This is a genomic window from Rhizobium sp. NZLR1b, from assembly GCF_019685155.1.
In the GTDB taxonomy this organism is placed as follows: domain Bacteria; phylum Pseudomonadota; class Alphaproteobacteria; order Rhizobiales; family Rhizobiaceae; genus Rhizobium.
The window spans coordinates 40,541-59,855 of sequence record NZ_JABDWC010000007.1 but is presented as its reverse complement, the minus strand read 5'-3'; the positions used below and the strand labels follow the sequence as shown (position 1 = coordinate 59,855).

At 61.5% G+C, this 19,315-nt stretch carries 15 protein-coding genes and 1 tRNA gene; 12 read left to right on the top strand and 4 right to left on the bottom strand.

Features of this window, described 5'->3' with window-relative positions; genetic code table 11:
* Window positions 1–1,893 (bottom strand): AsmA-like C-terminal region-containing protein, encoded by a 1,893-nt coding sequence (locus HJB84_RS12425; protein ID WP_221116065.1) that lies wholly within the window; start codon window positions 1,891–1,893, stop codon window positions 1–3.
* Between the two features lie 239 nt (window positions 1,894–2,132).
* Here HJB84_RS12425 and HJB84_RS12420 point away from each other — a divergent pair, with 239 nt between their 5' ends.
* Window positions 2,133–4,085 (top strand): acetoacetate--CoA ligase, encoded by a 1,953-nt coding sequence (locus tag HJB84_RS12420; protein WP_221116064.1) that lies wholly within the window; start codon window positions 2,133–2,135, stop codon window positions 4,083–4,085.
* A 238-nt stretch (window positions 4,086–4,323) separates the two neighbouring features.
* Here the strand turns inward: HJB84_RS12420 and HJB84_RS12415 are convergent, their stop codons facing one another.
* A complete protein-coding gene (locus HJB84_RS12415; RefSeq protein WP_221116063.1) occupies window positions 4,324–8,202 on the bottom strand; it encodes a PAS domain-containing sensor histidine kinase in 3,879 nt (1,292 codons plus the stop codon).
* Window positions 8,203–8,416: 214 nt separating this feature from the next.
* Between HJB84_RS12415 and HJB84_RS12410 the strand changes: the two genes are divergently transcribed.
* The 4 genes from HJB84_RS12410 (at window position 8,417) to HJB84_RS12395 (ending at window position 9,823) form a co-directional block, all read left to right on the top strand.
* Window positions 8,417–8,866: a phasin gene (locus tag HJB84_RS12410; RefSeq protein WP_207582996.1), complete on the top strand. Its 450-nt coding sequence runs from the start codon at window positions 8,417–8,419 to the stop codon at window positions 8,864–8,866.
* Window positions 8,867–8,996: 130 nt separating this feature from the next.
* Window positions 8,997–9,073, top strand: a tRNA-His gene (locus HJB84_RS12405).
* 96 nt (window positions 9,074–9,169) lie between these two features.
* Complete coding sequence (locus tag HJB84_RS12400; RefSeq protein ID WP_207582997.1) at window positions 9,170–9,607, top strand: DUF4174 domain-containing protein; 438 nt, start codon at window positions 9,170–9,172, stop codon at window positions 9,605–9,607.
* Window positions 9,608–9,655: 48 nt separating this feature from the next.
* Window positions 9,656–9,823: a hypothetical protein gene (locus HJB84_RS12395; protein WP_207582998.1), complete on the top strand. Its 168-nt coding sequence runs from the start codon at window positions 9,656–9,658 to the stop codon at window positions 9,821–9,823.
* On the opposite strand, the gene HJB84_RS12390 is transcribed toward HJB84_RS12395, so the two are convergent.
* Window positions 9,820–10,701 carry a LysR family transcriptional regulator gene (locus HJB84_RS12390; RefSeq protein ID WP_207582999.1) on the bottom strand — a complete coding sequence of 294 codons (882 nt, stop codon included), beginning with the start codon at window positions 10,699–10,701 and terminating at the stop codon, window positions 9,820–9,822. The genes HJB84_RS12395 and HJB84_RS12390 overlap by 4 nt on opposite strands.
* Window positions 10,698–11,012: a putative quinol monooxygenase gene (locus HJB84_RS12385; RefSeq protein WP_221116062.1), complete on the bottom strand. Its 315-nt coding sequence runs from the start codon at window positions 11,010–11,012 to the stop codon at window positions 10,698–10,700. Before HJB84_RS12385 ends, HJB84_RS12390 begins: the two co-directional genes overlap by 4 nt.
* Before the next feature lie 176 nt (window positions 11,013–11,188).
* Between HJB84_RS12385 and HJB84_RS12380 the strand changes: the two genes are divergently transcribed.
* The 7 genes from HJB84_RS12380 (at window position 11,189) to HJB84_RS12350 (ending at window position 19,293) form a co-directional block, all read left to right on the top strand.
* On the top strand, window positions 11,189–12,685 hold the full coding sequence (locus HJB84_RS12380) for a CoA-acylating methylmalonate-semialdehyde dehydrogenase (protein ID WP_221116061.1): 1,497 nt from the start codon (window positions 11,189–11,191) through the stop codon (window positions 12,683–12,685).
* Between the two features lie 212 nt (window positions 12,686–12,897).
* Window positions 12,898–13,380, top strand: a complete 483-nt coding sequence (rirA, locus tag HJB84_RS12375; RefSeq protein WP_207583002.1) for an iron-responsive transcriptional regulator RirA — start codon at window positions 12,898–12,900, stop codon at window positions 13,378–13,380.
* Between the two features lie 360 nt (window positions 13,381–13,740).
* Window positions 13,741–15,336 carry an ABC transporter substrate-binding protein gene (locus tag HJB84_RS12370; protein ID WP_207583003.1) on the top strand — a complete coding sequence of 532 codons (1,596 nt, stop codon included), beginning with the start codon at window positions 13,741–13,743 and terminating at the stop codon, window positions 15,334–15,336.
* Window positions 15,337–15,422: 86 nt separating this feature from the next.
* A complete protein-coding gene (locus tag HJB84_RS12365; protein ID WP_207583004.1) occupies window positions 15,423–16,427 on the top strand; it encodes an ABC transporter permease subunit in 1,005 nt (334 codons plus the stop codon).
* Between the two features lie 9 nt (window positions 16,428–16,436).
* The gene (locus HJB84_RS12360; protein WP_207583005.1) at window positions 16,437–17,327 is read left to right on the top strand and encodes an ABC transporter permease subunit; all 891 of its coding nucleotides are present in this window, start codon (window positions 16,437–16,439) and stop codon (window positions 17,325–17,327) included.
* Complete coding sequence (locus tag HJB84_RS12355; RefSeq protein WP_207583006.1) at window positions 17,327–18,343, top strand: ABC transporter ATP-binding protein; 1,017 nt, start codon at window positions 17,327–17,329, stop codon at window positions 18,341–18,343. Before HJB84_RS12360 ends, HJB84_RS12355 begins: the two co-directional genes overlap by 1 nt.
* Window positions 18,340–19,293: a peptide ABC transporter ATP-binding protein gene (locus tag HJB84_RS12350; RefSeq protein ID WP_207583007.1), complete on the top strand. Its 954-nt coding sequence runs from the start codon at window positions 18,340–18,342 to the stop codon at window positions 19,291–19,293. Before HJB84_RS12355 ends, HJB84_RS12350 begins: the two co-directional genes overlap by 4 nt.
* The last annotated feature ends 22 nt before the right edge of the window (window positions 19,294–19,315 follow it).

Here is a 19,315-nt window from a genome sequence, read left to right as displayed (position 1 = left end):
TTATTGCGCGTGCGGTGTGGCGCCGAGAAGCGGAACCGGCGAGATCACCGGGTTCGGCCATGAGCCGCCGATGAAAAACGGCAGAAGCGGCAGCTCCGCCGCCTTGGCCGGGTCGGTTGACTCGAGCGATCCGGAAAGCGCCAGCCCATTCGACTGATAGGTGATGACGCCGGAAAGCGTCAGCGTCTCGGCCGTGCCGGCGATACGAACGTCGTGCATCTCGGCGGAGCCGTTGGCGAAATCGGCCTGAAGGTTCAGCTGGTTGAAAGCGAAGGCGCCGCCTGCTGCCGCGCTCAGCGGGAAGAACGGTTTTTCGGCTGCCTGCGTCCTAAGCGCTGCGGTATCGATGCCGGGGATCGTGCCTTCCCTTGTCCAGAAGCGCAGCCTGCCGGTGACGTCGGCAAGGCCGGTGGTCCAGATCGCTTTCGGCGACTGCAGGTCGAGATCGAGCGATCCAGTCGCCAGCGGCAGCGGCCCCTTCAGCTGCAGGCGCTCGGCAAGGGCTGCGAAGTCGGCATCGCGGATCGACAGCTGCAGCTTGCCGCCACCGTCGAAGTCGCGCTGGGTCGCTTCGAGATGCGCGGTCATCTCGCCGCCTTCGAACCGGCTGTCGCCGATATCGAATTTCGCTTCGCCGCCGGCAACGATCATGCTGGCGCCGACATCGGAAAGCTCGAAGAGACCCATCTGCGCACGCCGCGCCGAAAGCCTGACGTCGACATCGAGCAGCCGCAGCGGCCCGCTTATGCCGGCGGAGATTTCCTCCGCCTCGCCAGCGGCGAGCCTGAGCGCGAAGGCATCGAGGAACGGCTTGAGGTTCATCTCGTCGAAGGCGAGCGTGCCGCCGATCTTCGGTCGTTTGCCGGGTTGGGTGAAAAGGTCCATCACCCCGGTGGCACTCGCTTCGTTGAGCGACAGGCTGAGATTGTTGAAGCGCAGCCCGTTGCCCGACGACATGATGTCGGATTCCAGCGAGGCGCTCTTCAGCGTTGCGATGCCGGGGATCGATTTGCCCGACCAGGTCAGAAGCGCGGGCATATCGGGAATGCTGGCGGTGATATTGCCGGAAAGCGCCGAAAGGCTGGCGATGCTGCCAATCCCCTGGAAGTGCGCCGTCAGCAGGTTTGATGTGAGCGACGTCCGTGTCTCGGCATTCCTGCCGGCAAAGGCGAGCAGCGGCTGGCGCGAAGCGAAATCGACCTTCAGGTCCTCGCCATTGATGCGGGCGATGACGACCGCGGAGATCGCGCCGGATAGCCTCGGCCAGGCGATATCTGCGGTGACGCTGTCGAAATGATAGGCCTTGGCGGTCTTGATGTCGGTGACCGTGAGCGTGCCGTCTTCGACCGTTACCGCGCCGATCTCGGCATCGAGATCCGGATCGAGCACCTCAGCGCCGTTTTCGGTGCGCACGCCGCTGATTGCGCGGGCGAGCAGGCCGGCATAACTCCAGTCGATCAGCCCATTCTCGTCGCGCGTCAACGCCAGGTTGGGGCGCAACAGGTGGAATTCGTGAAAGCTCGTCCGACCTCTCAGCGCATCGATGAGGCTGAAATCGGCCGACAGGCTGTCAATGCTGCCGAGCAGCTTGTCGCCGCTTTTGCGCGGCTGGCGGATGGTGATCTGGTTGAGGGTGATGCGCGGCGTCGGCCAGAATTCCAGAACCGGACTACCTTTGATCTCGGCATGATAACCCGTCCATTTCGACAGCGCGTCCTCGATGCCCGAGCGCACGAAACCGGTCGAAATGAGATAGGGTGCGGCGACCCTCAACGCCACGAACAGCGCAAGCGCGATCAGCAGGAAGACTGTCGACAAACGGGCGAAGGCCGGAAGCCAGCGCGAAACGGGTCCGATCTTCCTGCGCCACCTGCGATGTCTTGACGTGCTCATGATCTCCGCCGGCAATTCAGCCGGTCATCCCGTTATGCGCTGATTTCGCGGATATAGGAAATATCAGGCATATGCAAATGCCCTACAGCGCCGCGCGTCTTTTCAGACGTGCAAAGGACGCTGTTGCACTTTGAGGCGACACATCGTTCTTCTGCATGCATAGGCTGGGATCGCGTTGGTTCCGCACTTTATAATGCAATGCAGCATGATATAAGACGGCATTGGGGAGGAGGAATTGAATGCAGGATAATAGACCACTTTGGGTGCCCTCGGAGGATGCCGTTGCAAGAAGCCCGATCCATGCCTTCATGGAGCGCTGCAACGCCGATTTCGGGCTTTCGCTTTCCGGCTTTGAGGATCTGCATGCCTGGTCGGTGGCCGAGCGGGAGAATTTCTGGTCGACCGTCTGGGATTTCTGCGGCGTCAAGGGCGAACGCGGCGCAGAGGTGCTGGCCAATGGCGACCGCATGCTGGAGGCCCGCTTCTTTCCCAATGCGACGCTGAACTTCGCCGAGAACCTGCTGGCCGGCCGCGGCGAGGGCGACGCCATCGTCTTCCGCGGCGAAGACAAGGCCGAGGACCGCTGGTCGTGGGATCGGCTGCGCGCGCTGGTCTCGAAGCTGCAGCAGGCCTTTGCAGCACTTGGTATCGATAAAGGCGATCGCATCGCCGCGATGATGCCGAACATGCCGGAGACCGTCGCCGCCATGCTTGCCGCCGCCTCGATCGGCGCCATCTGGTCGTCGTGCTCTCCTGATTTCGGCGAGCAGGGTGTGCTCGACCGCTTCGGCCAGATCGGCCCCAGGCTGTTCATCGCCTGCGATGCCTATTGGTATTCCGGCAAGCTGCAGGACGTCGGCGCCAAGGTCGCCACGGTCGCCAAAAGCTTGGGCGTGCCCACGGTCGTCGTCCACTATGCCGGTGATGCCGAGGCGGTGACCCTCAAAACGCCCGGTGCCTCGACGCTGGAAGCCTTTGTCGCGCCCTATGAGGCAAGGGAGGTCGAGTTCACGCCGCTTGCCTTTTCCCATCCGCTCTACATCCTGTTTTCCTCAGGCACCACAGGCGTGCCGAAATGCATCGTGCATTCGGCCGGCGGCACGCTGTTGCAGCACCTCAAGGAGCAGCGGCTGCACTGCGGCCTGGAGGCCGGCGAGAAGCTTTTCTACTTCACCACCTGCGGCTGGATGATGTGGAACTGGCTGGTCAGCGGCCTTGCCAGCGGCGCCACGCTCTGCCTGTTCGACGGCTCGCCGTTTTCGCCCGATGGCAACGTGCTGTTCGACTATGCCGAGGCCGAAAAATTCGTCATCTTCGGCACCTCGGCGAAATATATCGATGCGGTGCGCAAAAGCGGGCTGACGCCGCGCAAAAGCCACGACCTCTCCAGCCTGCGGCTGATGACCTCCACCGGTTCGCCGCTGTCGCCTGAGGGATTCACCTTCGTCTACGAGGGCATCAAGGAGGATGTGCAGCTTGCCTCGATCTCCGGCGGCACCGATATCGTCTCCTGCTTCGTGCTCGGCAATCCGCTGCAGCCGGTCTGGCGCGGCGAGATCCAGGGGGCCGGCCTCGGCCTTGCGGTCGATGTCTGGAACGATGATGGCAGACCGGTACGCGGCGAGAAGGGGGAGCTCGTCTGCACCAAAGCCTTCCCGTCGATGCCGGTGATGTTCTGGAACGACCCCGACGGCGCCAAGTATCGCGCCGCCTATTTCGAGCGGTTCGACAATGTCTGGTGCCACGGTGATTTTGCCGAATGGACGGAGCATGGCGGCCTGATCATCCATGGCCGTTCGGATGCGACGCTCAATCCCGGCGGCGTGCGCATCGGCACCGCCGAGATCTACAATCAGGTTGAGCAGATGGACGAGGTGGCCGAGGCGCTCTGCATCGGCCAGGAGTGGGACGACGATGTGCGCGTCATCCTCTTCGTTCGCCTTGCCCCCGGCGTGGCGCTGACCGAGGATCTGGTCAAGGCGATCAAGACGCGTATTCGCACCGGAGCCTCGCCGCGGCACGTGCCGGCGAAGATCATCGCGGTCGCCGATATTCCCCGCACCAAATCCGGCAAGATCGTCGAGCTTGCGGTGCGCGAGGTCGTCCACAACAGGCCGGTGAAAAACCAGGAAGCGCTCGCCAATCCCGAGGCGTTGCAGCTCTTCGCGGGGTTGGAGGAACTCAAGGATTGATTGCGGATCGGAAGTTACAAGCTTTTGTCACTTATCCATGCACTGTCATGGACACCTTTCGTTAAGAAAGGTTTGTCAAATCTAAAAGCCAACTTGGGGGCCGTAAATGAACGAGGCGGCCTGGAGCCTTCCGGCTTTCGATGATGGTGATCGACTGAGCTCTTGTTGAACAGCACCAAATTCAAAGGCAGCCCTCGGCTGCCTTTTCTTTATGCCAAGCGCTTCCTATTTATCGCGATCAACCTGCCAGCACGCGCTGCGACGGAAAGGTGATTTCGACGAGCGTGCCCTCGTTCGGCGCCGAATTGATCGAGAACACCGCCCGGTTGGCATCGACCATCGCCTTGGTCAGCGGCAGGCCGAGCCCGGTGCCGTCTCCGCGATGGCGCGATTGGGTCGAGGAAACCTGCCGGAACGGCTTCATCGCCTGGTCGAGCTCGCTGCGCGTCATGCCGATGCCGGTATCGCGGACCCTGAGCACGACGCTGCCATTGGCCTCATAGGATGTGGAAACGACGATCTGCCCGCCTGATGGAGTGAAGCGGATGGCGTTCGACAGGATGTTGAGCGCGATCTGCTTAATCGAGCGCAGATCCGCCACGACCTCTGGCACCGCATGCGACAGCGCCGTGCGGATGATGACACGCTGGCCGTTTGCCTGCGGCTGGACCAGCGCCACGGCCTCGGCGACCGCCTCGTTGAGGCCGACGGCGGCAAAATCGAGATCCATCTCGCCCGCCTCGATCTTCGAAATGTCGAGCAGGTCATTGACGATATCGAGAACGTGCCGGCCGGAACGGCCGATGTCGTTGGCATATTCGATATAGCGCGGATGGCCGATCGGCCCGAAGCGCTCGCCGGCCATCATGTCGGAAAAGCCGATGATGGCGTTGAGCGGCGTGCGAATCTCGTGGCTGACGCGGGCAAGGAAATCGGTCTTGTGGGCGTTGGCGGTTTCGGCCGCACCCTTGGCGTTGCGCAGCTCGTCCTCGGTGCGCTTCCACTGGGTGATGTCGCGGATGACGGCGCAATAGCCGTTGGAGGAGGTGAGCTGGCCCATCGTCATGAACAACGGCACGAAGCCGCCGGCGGCCTCGCGGCCGATCACTTCGCGCCCGTCGTTCAACACACTGGCGACGCCATGGCCGGAAAGGCCATGGAGATAGTCGAGCACTGCCTTCTGGCTCTCATGGGCAAACAGCATAACGAAGGGTTTGCCGCGCGTCTCCTGCTCATCGTAATTGAAGAGCGCGCTCGCCGACCGGTTCATCGAGCGGATATCGCCCTCCGTGCCGATGACGACGACGCCGTCGGTCGCCGTTTCCAGGATCGAGCGCAGTTCCTCTACCTCGACCTGAAGCTTGGCCACCTTTTCGACCATCCGCTCGGGACGCGCTTCGGACCGGGCTTCGGATCGGCCCTCGGAGCGATTTGTCTCGCTGCGGCTATCATCCTTGCCTTCCACCGGCATCAGCGCCAGCATCAGGGCATTGGCGTCTTCCCAGCGCACCGATTGCAGCCGCGCTGTCACCGGAACCAGGCTGTCGTCGGCCTTGACCAGCATCATTGTGCCGGAGCCTGCGGCCTTTTCCTCGAGTTCGCGGCGCTGCAGCAGGGCTTCGATGCCGCCAACCTCGCGCAATGCGTCGAGCGTCGCATAGCCGGTCAGCCGCATGAATTCCGGATTGGCATGGATCAGCGCATCGCCGACATGGATGAGCACGGCAACCGGCAGCTGGTCGACCGTTCCCAGCGAAAGCCCGTCGGTCATCTTGATGCGCGGCGGGATGAAGCTCGTCAGGACCTCGATCTGGCTGACCGTCTCCTCCAGCCCTTCCGTCGCCTCGTCCTCGGTTAAGACTTCAGGCTCCTCGGCGGCGCCGTCGTCGTCGCCCGCCGCGTCGTCGGCATTCTCGAAAATCGCTTCCTGCGGCGCGATCTCCTCGAGCGACGGCACTTCCGTCTCGTTGGCAACGGGTGTTTCGGCCGCGAGGTCTTCCGATTCGGGAGCCTCTTCGAAGCTGGCCGTTTCCGTCACGGGTTCGATCGGTGCCGGCGCAGCAGCTTCATCCTTGCTGGCGCCGAAGGCCTCGAGACGCTTGGCGATCTCGCGGAAATTGGCCTGCTCGGCGGCCGTCAGTCCGGCGCTGCTGTTATGAAGCTGAACGATCTTGTCGGAGAAACGGCGATTGGGCGTTTCCGAAATGCGAAGCGCCGGCGGCTCGTCCGATGTTTCCGCTTCCGGTTCGGCGGCGGAGATATCACGGGCATCGGCACTATCGCCTGCTGCTTGCGAAACACTTTCCTGGAAAACCGGCTCGCCAGATGCCTGCTCGCCTGACTCCTGCTCAATGGACGCCTGCTCGGTGGCAATCTCTTCCGGCGCGGGCTCAGTCTCCGTCTCCGGCTCGGTTGCCGCAAACGCCTGGTCCTCGACCTCATCCGTCAGGACCGGTTCGATTACGGCCTCTTCCTGCACTGCCGGCACTGCGTGTTCCACCTCGGCAATGGTCTCGGACACCGGGCCGAGGCTTGCCGCATCATGGCCGATACCGTCTGGGCCGAGCGTCAGGCCGAGTGCCAGCGGATCTTCCTGCGCATCGGAAAGCCGGACGACGCCGAAGCCGCGGAAACCGTCGAAGTCGCGGTTGCGGGTATAGGTCGGCAGCGCCGCCAGATCGACCGGAACAACGAGGCTGGTGCCTTCGACCGGCCAGAGGATCGTTTTGCCTGACCATGTGTCGCGGCGGGCGAGCGCCTCTGCAAGCTTGCCATCGGGATCGAGATTGAAGAGGGCGGCGACATCGCCGAAGGCAGAACCGATAATGTCGGATGCATGCGGACCGACGGCATCGGCAAATTCGTGGCTGACCTCGTTGAAACGGCCCTCTGCATCGATCTTCCAGACGAAGCGCGTGGCGCGGCTGTTCGGCCTGAAAACGAAGCCGGGTTCAGCTGCAAGCTCGGGGACGGGGGAGGGGGCCACAGGCATTGCAATGACGGGCTCTTCGTGAACCGCTTCCGGCCCCTCTCCGACAGGCGCTTCGATGTCTTCGACAGGCGCTTCCGCCGTTGCCGCTGTTTCCACCGTCTCCGTGACGGAGGCCAGGTCGTCCTCGATGATGGAGGCAGGCTCGTTGGCTTCATCCGCGCTGCTGTCGATCACGCCGCCGTCGCACTCCGGCTCCGCATGCCCGGCGAGATCGGTCTCCTCAACCACCTCGTCTGCGGATGCCGCTGCGGTCTCTGCCGGCAGATCATTTTCACCGGTGATTTCCTCGAGCGTTTCCTCGACTTCCTCAATCCCCGACACCGCCTCGATGATTTCGGTAAAGCCTGCGGCGGCAACCGGCTCGTCACGGAGCTGTTCGGCCGGTGACACGCTATCTTCCTGCGCCGGCGCATCGATCGGTTCGGGCGCCGCGGGTGTGTCGATTGGGTCGAGATGGCCGATCGCGGTCTCCACCGCAAAGAGCAGATTGAGCGCCGGCTCGTCGCTGAGCTTGCCGACTGCTGCCGGAAGATTGCCTCTGCCTGTGGCGACGGGTCGCTTCACCAGCCGGTCGGGATGCGCGCCGGCAAGGTTAATCAAGGTCTTTGCCGTCTGCTCGGAAATCCCGAGCGAGGCAAAACCTGGCGAGGCGGCGATGACGTCGCCGTTGGCGCCGATCACCGCCATATGCGTGTCGGGATCATCAAGCCCCTGCAGCATCTGGGCCGCCGAGGCGCTGGCTGCGAGCGGCTTTGCCGAGACCGGCACCGAAAACAGCATGGCCTTTTCGCCTGAGGAAAGCCGGATTAGTTCGGCCGCCGCCTGCACCTGCACGCGCTGGAAGCCCTTGGCAACGCGGATCATCAGGCTTCTGGAGTCACCGATATCGGCAAGTTGGCGCGCGGCCGTTTCCAGCTGGCGGAAGGTAATGTCGGTGCGGTCGACGCCCTGGTCGAGCAGATCATAGACGGCCGAATGGCCGAATAGTTCGGCGCCGGCACCGTTCGCCCAGAGCAGGCGGGCAAGATCGGCCGAAAACAGCACCATCGCCTCGCCGCGTGAAAATCGTTCCCGCACCCGCGCATGCACGGCGATATCGATGAACGGATATTGGACTGCGGGCATGATCAAACCTTGTCGCTGTCGGCCTTCTTAAATTAACGGCTTATTAATAACTGCGGGGCGCATGCGGGTCCAGAAGAGGAGGGGGTTTTCGGCCGGCAAGGTTAACGTCTTGTGCATTGCACAATAAATGTTGCAATGCACAATGGAATGTCTTATATAAGCATCATCCCAACTATTGCAGGCAGCGACTGCCTCAGCCCAAAGGATGCGCCCCATGGCTACCATAAAGACCGACGACGTTTTTTCAATCGCTTCTTTCGACCCGTCCAAGTTCTCGGAATCCTTCCGTGAATTCGCCGAAAAGGGCGCTCAGCAGTCGAAGGACGCCTATGCCAAGCTGAAGACCGCTGGCGAAGAAGCCGGCAAGACGCTCGAAGCCACCGTACAGACCGCGCAGGCCGGCACCGTCGAGATCGGCCTGAAGGCGATCGACGTTCTGCGGATCAATGCCGAGAACTCGCTGTCGCACATGGAAGCGCTGCTCGGCGTCAAGTCCGTCGCAGAATTCTTCGAGCTGCAGACCTCGTTCATCCGCAAGCAGGCCGAGCTCACCGTCGAGCAGGCGAAGTCGATGCAGGAAACCACCAAGCAGGTGGCCGAAAAGCTGGCAAAGCCCTCCAAGGAAGCGGCCGAAAAGGCCATGGCTTCTTTCAAGGTTGCCTGATCGGTCTTGACCGGTCGAAGACAAAAGGCTGGACCCCGCGTCCAGCCTTTTTCTATATTGACGAGGAATGGGGCTTGAATTCATCGCCAAGTCCTCGTATGTGACCCCCGTCGCGCCAAGCGCGATTTATGCGGTTGTAGCTCAGTTGGTTAGAGCGCAGGTTTGTGGCACCTGAGGTCGGAGGTTCGAGACCCCCCAACCGTACCATCTCCCCCACACGATCAGAACGAAAACCCAGTTCCCGCCGTTTCGATGGAACCCATCCCATCTCGCGCCGTTCTCCAAGTTAACGGGAGAATATGCATGTCGAAAACCCTTCTCTATGGCGCGACCAAAATCGACGAGACCAACAGCGCTTATGCGCCGGTCGAAAGCCTTGCTGCCTTCCAGTGGAAGAACCGCGTCTTCGTTGTTTTCGCCGACAAGGGCAATGCCCGCGCCGCCCGCCAGGAAAACCAGTTGTTGGCCGACCGCTCAGCCCTCGACGAGCGGGATCTGGTGGTGCTCAAGATATCCGGCGCGGGTGTCCGGCCGCTCTTCGGTGACGCGGATGGTCTTGAAGGCGAAGCGATCCGCCGCGATTTCGAGGTGGCGGAGATCGGGGAATTCGCCGCCTTCCTTGTCGGCAAGGACGGCACCGTGAAGCTCAAGCTCAGCGAGCCGATCACCGCCGGCGAGCTTTTCGCCATCATCGACAGCATGCCGATGCGCGCTGCCGAATCGCTGAAGCCGGACAGATAACCCGGCCGAACGTCAGCTTAATCGAACATTATGAAAAGGGAGGCGGTCATGTCCGTGCCCAACGAACCCATTCCTGATCAGCCGCCGATGCCGGCACCCGGCTGGAAGCCGATGCCGCCGATCACCGAGCCCGAGCCGGACAGGCTTCCCGACGAGGCACCCGTTCCCAATCCCGATGAGAACGACGAGCCGGCAAAGCACGTTGGCGGTCTTTAAAGAAAGATCTGCCGTTCGGCGCTGACCAGTTCCTGCAGGAAGTCGACGACGCTCCTGACGCGTACGAGGTCGCGCGCCGTTTCGTGATAGGTCGTCCAATAGGCGCGCCGGATCGAAACGTCCGGCAGGATGCGCTGCAGCTCCGGATACTGCCGGGCAATATAATCGTGCAGGATGCCGATGCCGGCGCCGGATCGCACCGCCTCCGTCTGCCCGATCGCCGTCGAGATTTCGAAGCTCGCATCCCAGCTTCGCATCACCTCGCCGGAGAAATTCAGCGAGGCGGTGAAGATCAGATCTTCGACGTAACCGATGCGCGGATGCGCCTTCAGCGCGTCGATATCACCGGGCGTGCCCCTGGAGGCGAGATAGTCGCGCGAGGCATAGAGGCCGAGCGTGTAGTCGGTGAGCTTGGAGGAGACGAGCCGCCCCTGTTCGGGCCGTTCCAGCGTTATCGCGATATCGGCCTCGCGCTGAGACAGCGAAAAGGAGCGCGGCACCGGTACAAGCTGGATCTTCAGCGCCGGATGGCGCTCGATCAGCCGGCCCATGCGCGGCGCAAGAAAGGAAACACCGAACCCATCCGGCGCGCCGACGCGCACCGTCCCGGCGATCGCCGTATCGGTGTGGCCGAGCTTGGCCTGCGCAGCGAGCATTTCCGTTTCCATCCGCTCTGCCGATGCCAGGAACACTTCGCCTTCGGCCGTCAACTCGCAGCCATTGGTGCGACGGATGAAAAGCCGGGTCTTCAGCGCCTCTTCCAGCGACGTCAGTCGACGCGAGAGCGTGGCGTGGTTGAGCCCCAGCCGCTTGGAGGCGGCAAGGATCTGCCCGGTGCGGGCGACCGCGAGGAAAATCCGGACATCGTCCCAGTTCATGGCTTGGCCCGCATTGCGATCGGATCGACCTCGATCAGCGTCAGCGATGTCACCATGCCGGCCGTCGCGGTCTTGTATTTGAGGAAATGCGGTGTTTGCAGATGGGCCTCGTAGGCCTGCTGGTCGGCATAGACCTCGAGAATTCGGATCCGGTTTGGATTGTCCCTGATGGAAACAGCGCTGAGCGAAATTACGCCGTCTTCCAGCGCGACGGAGGCCTCGATTTCTTCGGTGAGCAATACGCGGTAGGCTTCCAGCATGTGCGGATCGATCTCTAGCTCTGCCATTCTGACGACAGGTTCCCGGCGCATCGGTTTTGTCCTCCCCTCGGGTTTGACTTGTCCGCACACCGTTCCAAGTTCGGAGCAGCAGCGTCGCACATAACGGCAGAGCTATAATATACGCACAACGGTTACTTATATCAGCGCATTGATTTGTGCAAATTGAAGTGCGATTGTGGGTCATCCAAAAACAGGAGGAACATCCCATGCATGAGATCGGTCATTTCATCGGCGGCAAGCAGGTTGCCGGCACCAGCGGCCGCGTCAGCAATGTCTACAATCCGGCAACGGGCGAAGTGCAGGCGACGGTCGCACTCGCAAGCGCCGAGGAATTGCGCGCCGCCGTCGAAAACGCCAAGGCTGCGCAGCCGAAATGGGCCGCCACCAATCCGCAGCGCCGCGCCCGCGTCTTCTTCAAGTTCGTCGAACTCCTGAACAAACACATGGACGAGCTTGCCGAAATGCTCTCCAGGGAGCACGGCAAAACGATCGAGGATGCCAAGGGCGACGTCATCCGCGGCCTCGAAGTCTGCGAATTCGTCTGCGGCATTCCGCATCTCTCCAAGGGTGAGTTCACCGAGGGTGCCGGGCCGGCGATCGACATGTATTCGATCCGCCAGCCGGTCGGCATCGGCGCCGGCATCACCCCCTTCAATTTCCCCGGCATGATCCCGATGTGGATGTTTGCGCCGGCGATTGCCTGCGGCAACGCCTTCATCCTGAAGCCCTCCGAGCGTGATCCTTCCCTGCCGATCCGTCTTGCCGAACTGATGATCGAGGCCGGCCTGCCGGCCGGCATCCTCAATGTCGTCAATGGCGACAAGGGTGCCGTCGATGCGATCCTCAGCGATCCGGATATCGGCGCCGTCTCCTTCGTCGGCTCGACGCCGATTGCCCGCTACGTCTACGGCACTGCGGCGATGAACGGCAAGCGCGCCCAGTGCTTCGGCGGCGCCAAGAACCACATGATCATCATGCCGGACGCCGATATGGATCAGGCGGTCAACGCGCTGATGGGCGCAGGCTACGGCTCGGCCGGCGAGCGCTGCATGGCGATCTCGGTTGCCGTTCCGGTCGGCGAGGACACCGCCAACCGCCTCGTCGAAAAGCTGATCCCGAAGATCGAATCGCTGCGCATCGGCCCCTACACCGACGACCAGGCCGACTTGGGCCCGCTCGTCACCAAGGACGCTTATAACCGTGTTCGCGGCCTTATCTACCGCGGCGTCGAGGAAGGCGCCAAGCTCCTCGTCGACGGCCGCGATTTCAAGCTCCAGGGTTATGAAGACGGCTACTTCGTCGGCGGCTGCCTGTTCGATCACGTCACGCCCGAGATGGACATCTACAAGACCGAGATTTTTGGACCGGTTCTCTCCGTCGTTCGCGCCCAGAACTACGAGGAGGCGCTGTCGCTGCCGATGAAGCACGAATACGGCAACGGCGTCGCGATCTACACCCGTGACGGCGATGCCGCCCGCGATTTCGCCTCGCGCATCAATATCGGCATGATCGGTATCAACGTTCCGATCCCGGTTCCGCTCGCCTATCACTCCTTCGGCGGCTGGAAGGCCTCGAGCTTCGGCGACCTCAACCAGCACGGCACGGATTCGATCAAGTTCTGGACGAAGACCAAGACCGTCACCGCCCGCTGGCCCTCCGGCATCAAGAGCGGCGCCGAATTCGTCATGCCGACGATGAGGTGACCTGACCGATAGATCGATCTGCAATTCGGGGGCCTTTTTGGCCCCCGTTTTGTTCGATCTGTTGGGATTGAAATTTGGCACCCAATCCGGAGCAGGATTCGACGTCGCGGCAAATGGCCTCATAAGCTGAATGCAAATTTCATATTTTGGAATTGTTCAAAACTACCAAACCGCCTATATAGGTCCGAACAGGCACGAGTCAGGAGATCGGCATGCGGTTGACGAAGCAGACCAACTATGCGGTTCGCATGTTGATGTATTGTGCTGCCAATGACGGGCACCTAAGCCGGATTCCAGAAATCGCCAGGGCTTACGGCGTTTCCGAACTGTTTCTTTTCAAGATCCTCCAGCCGCTGAACAAGGCGGGCCTGGTCGAAACCGTGCGCGGTCGCAATGGCGGCGTGCGCTTGGGTAAGCCGGCGGCAGACATTACGCTCTTCGACGTCGTTCGGGTGACGGAAGACAGTTTCGCCATGGCCGAATGCTTCGAGGATGACGGTGTTGTCGAATGCCCGCTGGTCGACAGCTGCGGCCTGAATTCGGCGCTGCGCAAGGCGCTCAATGCCTTCTTCGCCGTGCTTTCGGAATATTCCATCGATGACCTCGTCAAGGCGCGTCCGCAGATCAATTTCCTGCTCGGAATTACCGGCGAGCGACCATATCGCAAACCTGCGATCATTGCACCCGCCGCCTGAATTTAAAGAGCAGGACAGAGTTGTGAAACCGCGGTTGCCCCGGCAATCGCGGTTTTTCATTTTGGTGCGTCTCACCGGCTCGCAAGAGATAAACATCCTCGCGTGGGGAGCGAATCCGATCGATCGCGACACGCTTAAGAGGCGCAATTATCCAAAATACGACGAAATTCGGGATATTTTTATCCGAATATTTCCGAATGAGGCTGATTTTAGACGGAAAATTTCTAAAATTGTCCAACTGGAAAAATTTTCTCCGTAGCCCGTTGCTTTCAGTAGATAAATGTCGTTCCATCGACCGTCGACCGGGATGCCAATCTGCGGTCTCCAGACATCAAAAAAGAACAACCGGGAAACAATATTATGAAAAAGATCTCTGTCATGCTGGCAGCGACGGCCCTGATTTCGGTCATGGCGACGTCGGCCTGGTCCAAGACCCTTGTTTATTGCTCCGAGGGCTCGCCGGAAGGCTTCGACCCGAGCCTCTATACGGCAGGCACGACCTTCGACGCGTCGTCGCGCACGGTCTATAGCCGCCTCGTCGAATTCAAGCATGGCGGTACAGAGATCGAGCCCGGCCTGGCTGACAGCTGGAGCGTTTCGGCCGACGGCACGCAATACACCTTCAAGCTTCATCCCGGCGTCAAGTACCAGACCACCGACTTCTTCACGCCGACCCGCGATTTCAACGCCGACGACGTCGTGTTCTCCTTCGAGCGCCAGCTGAAATCCGACAATCCGTGGAACAAGTATGTCGAAGGCGGTTCCTACGAATACGCAGCCGGCATGGGCTTCCCGGATCTGATCAAGTCCGTTGAGAAGGTCGATGACCTCACCGTCAAGTTCACGCTCAACCATCCCGAGGCGCCGTTCCTCGCCGATCTTGCCATGGACTTCGCCTCGATCGTTTCCAAGGAATATGCCGACAAGCTCGCAGCCGACGGCAAGATGGCGCAGCTCAACCAACAGCCGCTCGGCACGGGTCCGTTCACCTTCGTCGCCTACCAGCCGGATGCCGTCATCCGCTACAAGGCCAACGAAACCTATTTTAAGGGCAAGGAAAAGATCGACGATCTGGTTTTCGCCATCACCTCCGACGCGGCTGTCCGCGCCCAGAAGCTGAAGGCCGGCGAATGCCAGCTGATCCCCTATCCGAATGCAGCCGACGTTCCCGAACTGAAGAAGGATGACAAACTGACGGTGATGGAACAGGCCGGTCTCAATGTCGGCTTCCTCGCCTACAACACGCAGATGGCCCCGTTCGACAAGCCGGAAGTTCGCCGCGCCCTCAACATGGCGATCAACAAGCAGGCGATCATCGATGCCGTCTTCCAGGGTGCCGCGGCCGTTGCCAAGAACCCGATCCCGCCGACGATGTGGTCCTATAACGACGCTGTTCAGGACGACAAGTATGATCCGGACGCTGCCAAGAAGGCTCTTGCCGATGCCGGCGTCAAGGATCTCAGCATGAAGATCTGGGCAATGCCGGTTTCGCGTCCCTACATGCTGAATGCGCGCCGTGCCGCTGAACTGATGCAGGCTGATTTCGCCAAGGCCGGCGTCAAGGTCGAGATCGTCACCCATGAATGGGCCGAATATCTGAAGCTCTCCTCCGACGTGAAGCGTGACGGCGCCGTCATCCTCGGCTGGACCGGCGACAACGGCGACCCGGATAACTTCATGGATACGCTGCTCGGCTGCGACGCCGTCGGCGGCAATAACCGCGCTCAGTGGTGCAACAAGGAATACGACGAACTGATGACCAAGGCCAAGCTGACCGCCGATGTCGGCGAGCGCACCAAGGCCTATGAGCAGGCGCAGCTGATCTTCAAGAAGGAAGCTCCCTGGGCGACCCTCGATCACTCGCTCGTCTTCGTTCCGATGAGCAAGAAGGTCTCCGGCTTCTTCATGGATCCGCTCGGCATTCACCGCTTCGACGGCGTCGACGTTTCCGAATAACCAGAATAATGTAAGAATGCCCGGCAGAGCTGGGCGCAGCCGGCGGTCAGGATCTCCTGACCGCCGGAAACTATTGGACATCTGCCATGTTGCGTTTTTTCATCGGCCGCCTTGCGGTGCTGATCCCGACATTCCTCGGCGTTTCCCTCATTGCCTTCTCCTTCATCCGCATGCTTCCCGGCGACCCCGTCATGCTTCTGTCGGGTGAGCGCGTCATGGCGCCGGAGCGTCATGCCCAGATCATGCATGATCTCGGCTTCGACCGGCCTGTGTATGTGCAGTATTTCGATTATCTCGGAAAACTGCTGCATGGCGATCTCGGCACCTCGATCGTCACCAAGCGGCCCGTTCTCGGTGAATTCCTGACGCTGTTTCCGGCGACGCTGGAACTTTCGCTCTGCGCCATCATCCTCGCCGTCTGTCTTGGCGTGCCCGCCGGTATCTTTGCCGCCGTCAAGCGAGGCACGTGGTTCGATCAGAGTGTGATGGGTGTTGCCCTGATCGGCTATTCCATGCCGATTTTCTGGTGGGGCCTGCTCCTCATCATCTTCTTCTCCGGCTATCTCGGCTGGACGCCCGTTTCCGGCCGCATCTCGCTGATGTATTTCTTCAAGCCGGTCACCGGCTTCATGCTTGTCGACAGCCTGCTGTCAGGCCAGAAAGGGGCGTTTTCCTCCGCCGTCAGCTACCTCATTCTGCCGACCATCGTGCTGGCGACCATTCCGCTTGCCGTCATCGCCCGCCAGACGCGCTCGGCGATGCTCGAGGTTCTGGGTGAGGACTATGTCCGCACCGCGCGTTCGAAGGGACTGAAGCCGCTGCGCGTCGTCGGCGTGCACGCGCTGCGCAATGCGATGATCCCGGTCATCACCACCATCGGTCTGCAGATCGGCGTTCTCCTTGCTGGCGCCATCCTCACCGAAACGATCTTCTCCTGGCCGGGCATCGGCAAATGGATGGTCGATTCCGTCTTCAAGCGCGATTACGCCGTGGTCCAGGGCGGCCTTCTTTTGATCGCCGGCGTTATCATGATGGTCAATCTGATTGTTGATGTCCTCTACGGATTCATCAATCCGCGCATTCGTCATTAGGAGCGGTTCATGAGCACCGTCACCATCAAAACCGGCCAGCCATCCGCTCTCGCGGAATTCTGGCACTATTTCTCCCGCAATAAGGGCGCCGTCATCGGCCTCGTGGTTTTTACCATCATCCTGGTCGTCGCCGTCCTCGCGCCGCTCTTTGCACCACATGAACCGAATGAGCAGAACCGTCAGGTGCTGCTGGCCGTGCCATCCTGGATGGAGGGCGGCAGCATCTCCTTCCCGCTCGGAACGGATGCCGTCGGCCGCGATATTTTGTCGCGACTGATCTACGGCGCGCGCTTCTCGCTCTTCATCGGCGTCGTCGTCGTCACGCTTTCGGTCATTTCAGGCGTGCTGATCGGCCTCGTCGCCGGATATTTCCGCGGCAAGGTCGATACGGCGATCATGCGCCTGATGGATATCATCCTGGCCTTCCCGTCGCTGCTGCTCGCCCTCGTGTTGGTTGCCGTGCTCGGGCCTGGACTTACCAATGCGATGATCGCGATTTCGCTGGTCAACCAGCCGCATTTCGTGCGGCTGACGCGCGCCTCGGTCATATCGGAGCGCGAGAAGGAATATGTGATCGCCTCGCGTGTCGCCGGGGCCGGCACCTTCCGCCTGATGTTCAAGACCATCCTGCCGAACTGTCTCGGGCCGCTGATCGTCCAGGCGACGCTCGCCTTCTCGGCGGCGATCCTTGATGCCGCCGCCCTCGGCTTTCTCGGCATGGGCGCCCAGCCGCCGACACCCGAATGGGGCACGATGCTGGCCGAATCCCGCGAGTTCATCTCGCGCGCCTGGTGGGTGGTAACATTCCCGGGTCTTGCCATCCTCATCACCGTTCTCGCCATCAATCTGATGGGTGACGGCCTGCGCGATGCGCTTGACCCCAAGCTGAAGAGGTCGTGATGCCGCTCCTCGAGATTGAAAATCTGACCGTCGAATTCCAGACGTCGTCCGGTCTCTTCCGCGCCGTCGACCGCGTATCGCTTGCCTGCGACAAGGGCGAGATCCTGTCGGTCGTCGGTGAATCCGGCTCGGGCAAATCTGTCGCCATGCTCGCGCTGATGGGGCTTCTGCCCTGGACGGCGAAGATTACCGCCGACCGCATGCAGTTCGACGGCCAGGATCTGCGCGGTATTTCCGGCCGCCAGCGCCGCAGGATCGTCGGCAAGGACATGGCGATGATCTTCCAGGAGCCGATGTCGAGCCTCAATCCGTGCTTCACGGTCGGATTCCAGCTCGGCGAGACCCTGCGCGTTCACATGGGCCTCAACCGCAAGGAGCGCCGCGAACGCTCGATCGAACTCCTGAACCTGGTCGGAATTCCGGCGCCGGAAGACCGGCTGTCGAACTTCCCGCATCAGATGTCGGGCGGCATGAGCCAGCGCGTCATGATCGCCATGGCACTCGCCTGCAATCCGAAGCTTCTGATCGCCGACGAGCCGACAACCGCGCTCGACGTGACGATCCAGGCGCAAATCCTCGATCTGCTCGTGCGTCTACAGAAAGAGCAGGGAATGGCGTTGGTGCTGATCACCCACGACATGGGTGTCGTTGCCGAAACCGCCGAGCGTGTGCAGGTGCAATATGCCGGCCAGAAGGTCGAGGAGCAGCCGGTGAAGGCGCTGTTCCGCGATCCGCATCATCCGTATACCGCGGCCCTGCTCGCCGCCCTGCCGGAACGCGCAGAAGTCGGCCAGCGTCTTCCCTCGATCGCCGGTGTCGTTCCCGGTCAGCACGGCCGCCCGACCGGCTGTCTTTTCGCGCCGCGCTGCGGCTACGCCACGGTCGAATGTGACCGCGGTGTCGTCCGTCAGGGGCCGGAGCTTGGGCTGGCGCTGTGCAATTATCCTTTGAAGGACGGCAAGCCGCTCGGGCATCCCGGCATCATGGCCGTTGAAACTGCAGGAGATCTCGTATGACGGGCGCTGTTCTCGAGGGCAGGGATCTCGCCCGCTTCTACACCGTCAATCGCGGGCTCTTCAAAGCCGATGCCACCGTCAGGGCGCTGAACGGCGTCAGCTTCAGCCTCCATTCCGGCAAGACGCTAGCCGTCGTCGGCGAATCCGGCTGTGGCAAGTCGACGCTCGCTCGCCTGGTCACCATGATCGAGAACCCGACGTCGGGCGAATTGCTGATTGACGGCAAGCCCGCCCATGTCGGCGACCGCAGCCTGCGCAGCCAGGTTCAAATCGTCTTCCAGAATCCTTACGGCTCGCTCAATCCGCGCCAGAAGGTTGGCTCGATCCTCGAAGAGCCGCTGAAGATCAACACTGATCTCAACGCCGCCGCGCGCCGCCGCAAGGTGGAGGAGATGATGGCCCGCGTCGGCTTGCGTCCCGAGCATCACGGCCGCTATCCCCATATGTTCTCCGGCGGCCAGCGCCAACGCATCGCCATTGCCCGCGCTTTGATGCTACGGCCGAAGGTGCTGGTGCTCGACGAACCGGTATCGGCGCTTGACCTCTCGATCCAGGCGCAGGTGCTGAACCTGCTGATGGATCTGCAGAAGGAGATGGGACTTGCCTATCTCTTTATCTCGCATGGCCTGTCCGTCGTCCATCACATCGCCGACGAGGTGATGGTGATGTATCTCGGCCGGCCGGTGGAAACCGGTCCCGCCGCCGAGGTCTTCGCCAGGCCGCGCCATCCCTATACGGCAGCCTTGCTATCGGCGACACCGATCGCCGACCCCGACCGCGCCAAGAACCGCATCCGCCTGCAGGGCGAACTGCCTTCGCCGCTGAAACCTCCGTCGGGCTGCCATTTCAATCCACGCTGCTGGAAGGCGCAGGATTATTGCCGCCAGGTCTCGCCTGAACTAAGCGGCGAGGGTGCACAACAATATGCCTGTCACTTCCCGCTCGATTGAGTGGGAAAGTCAAGTTTTAGGA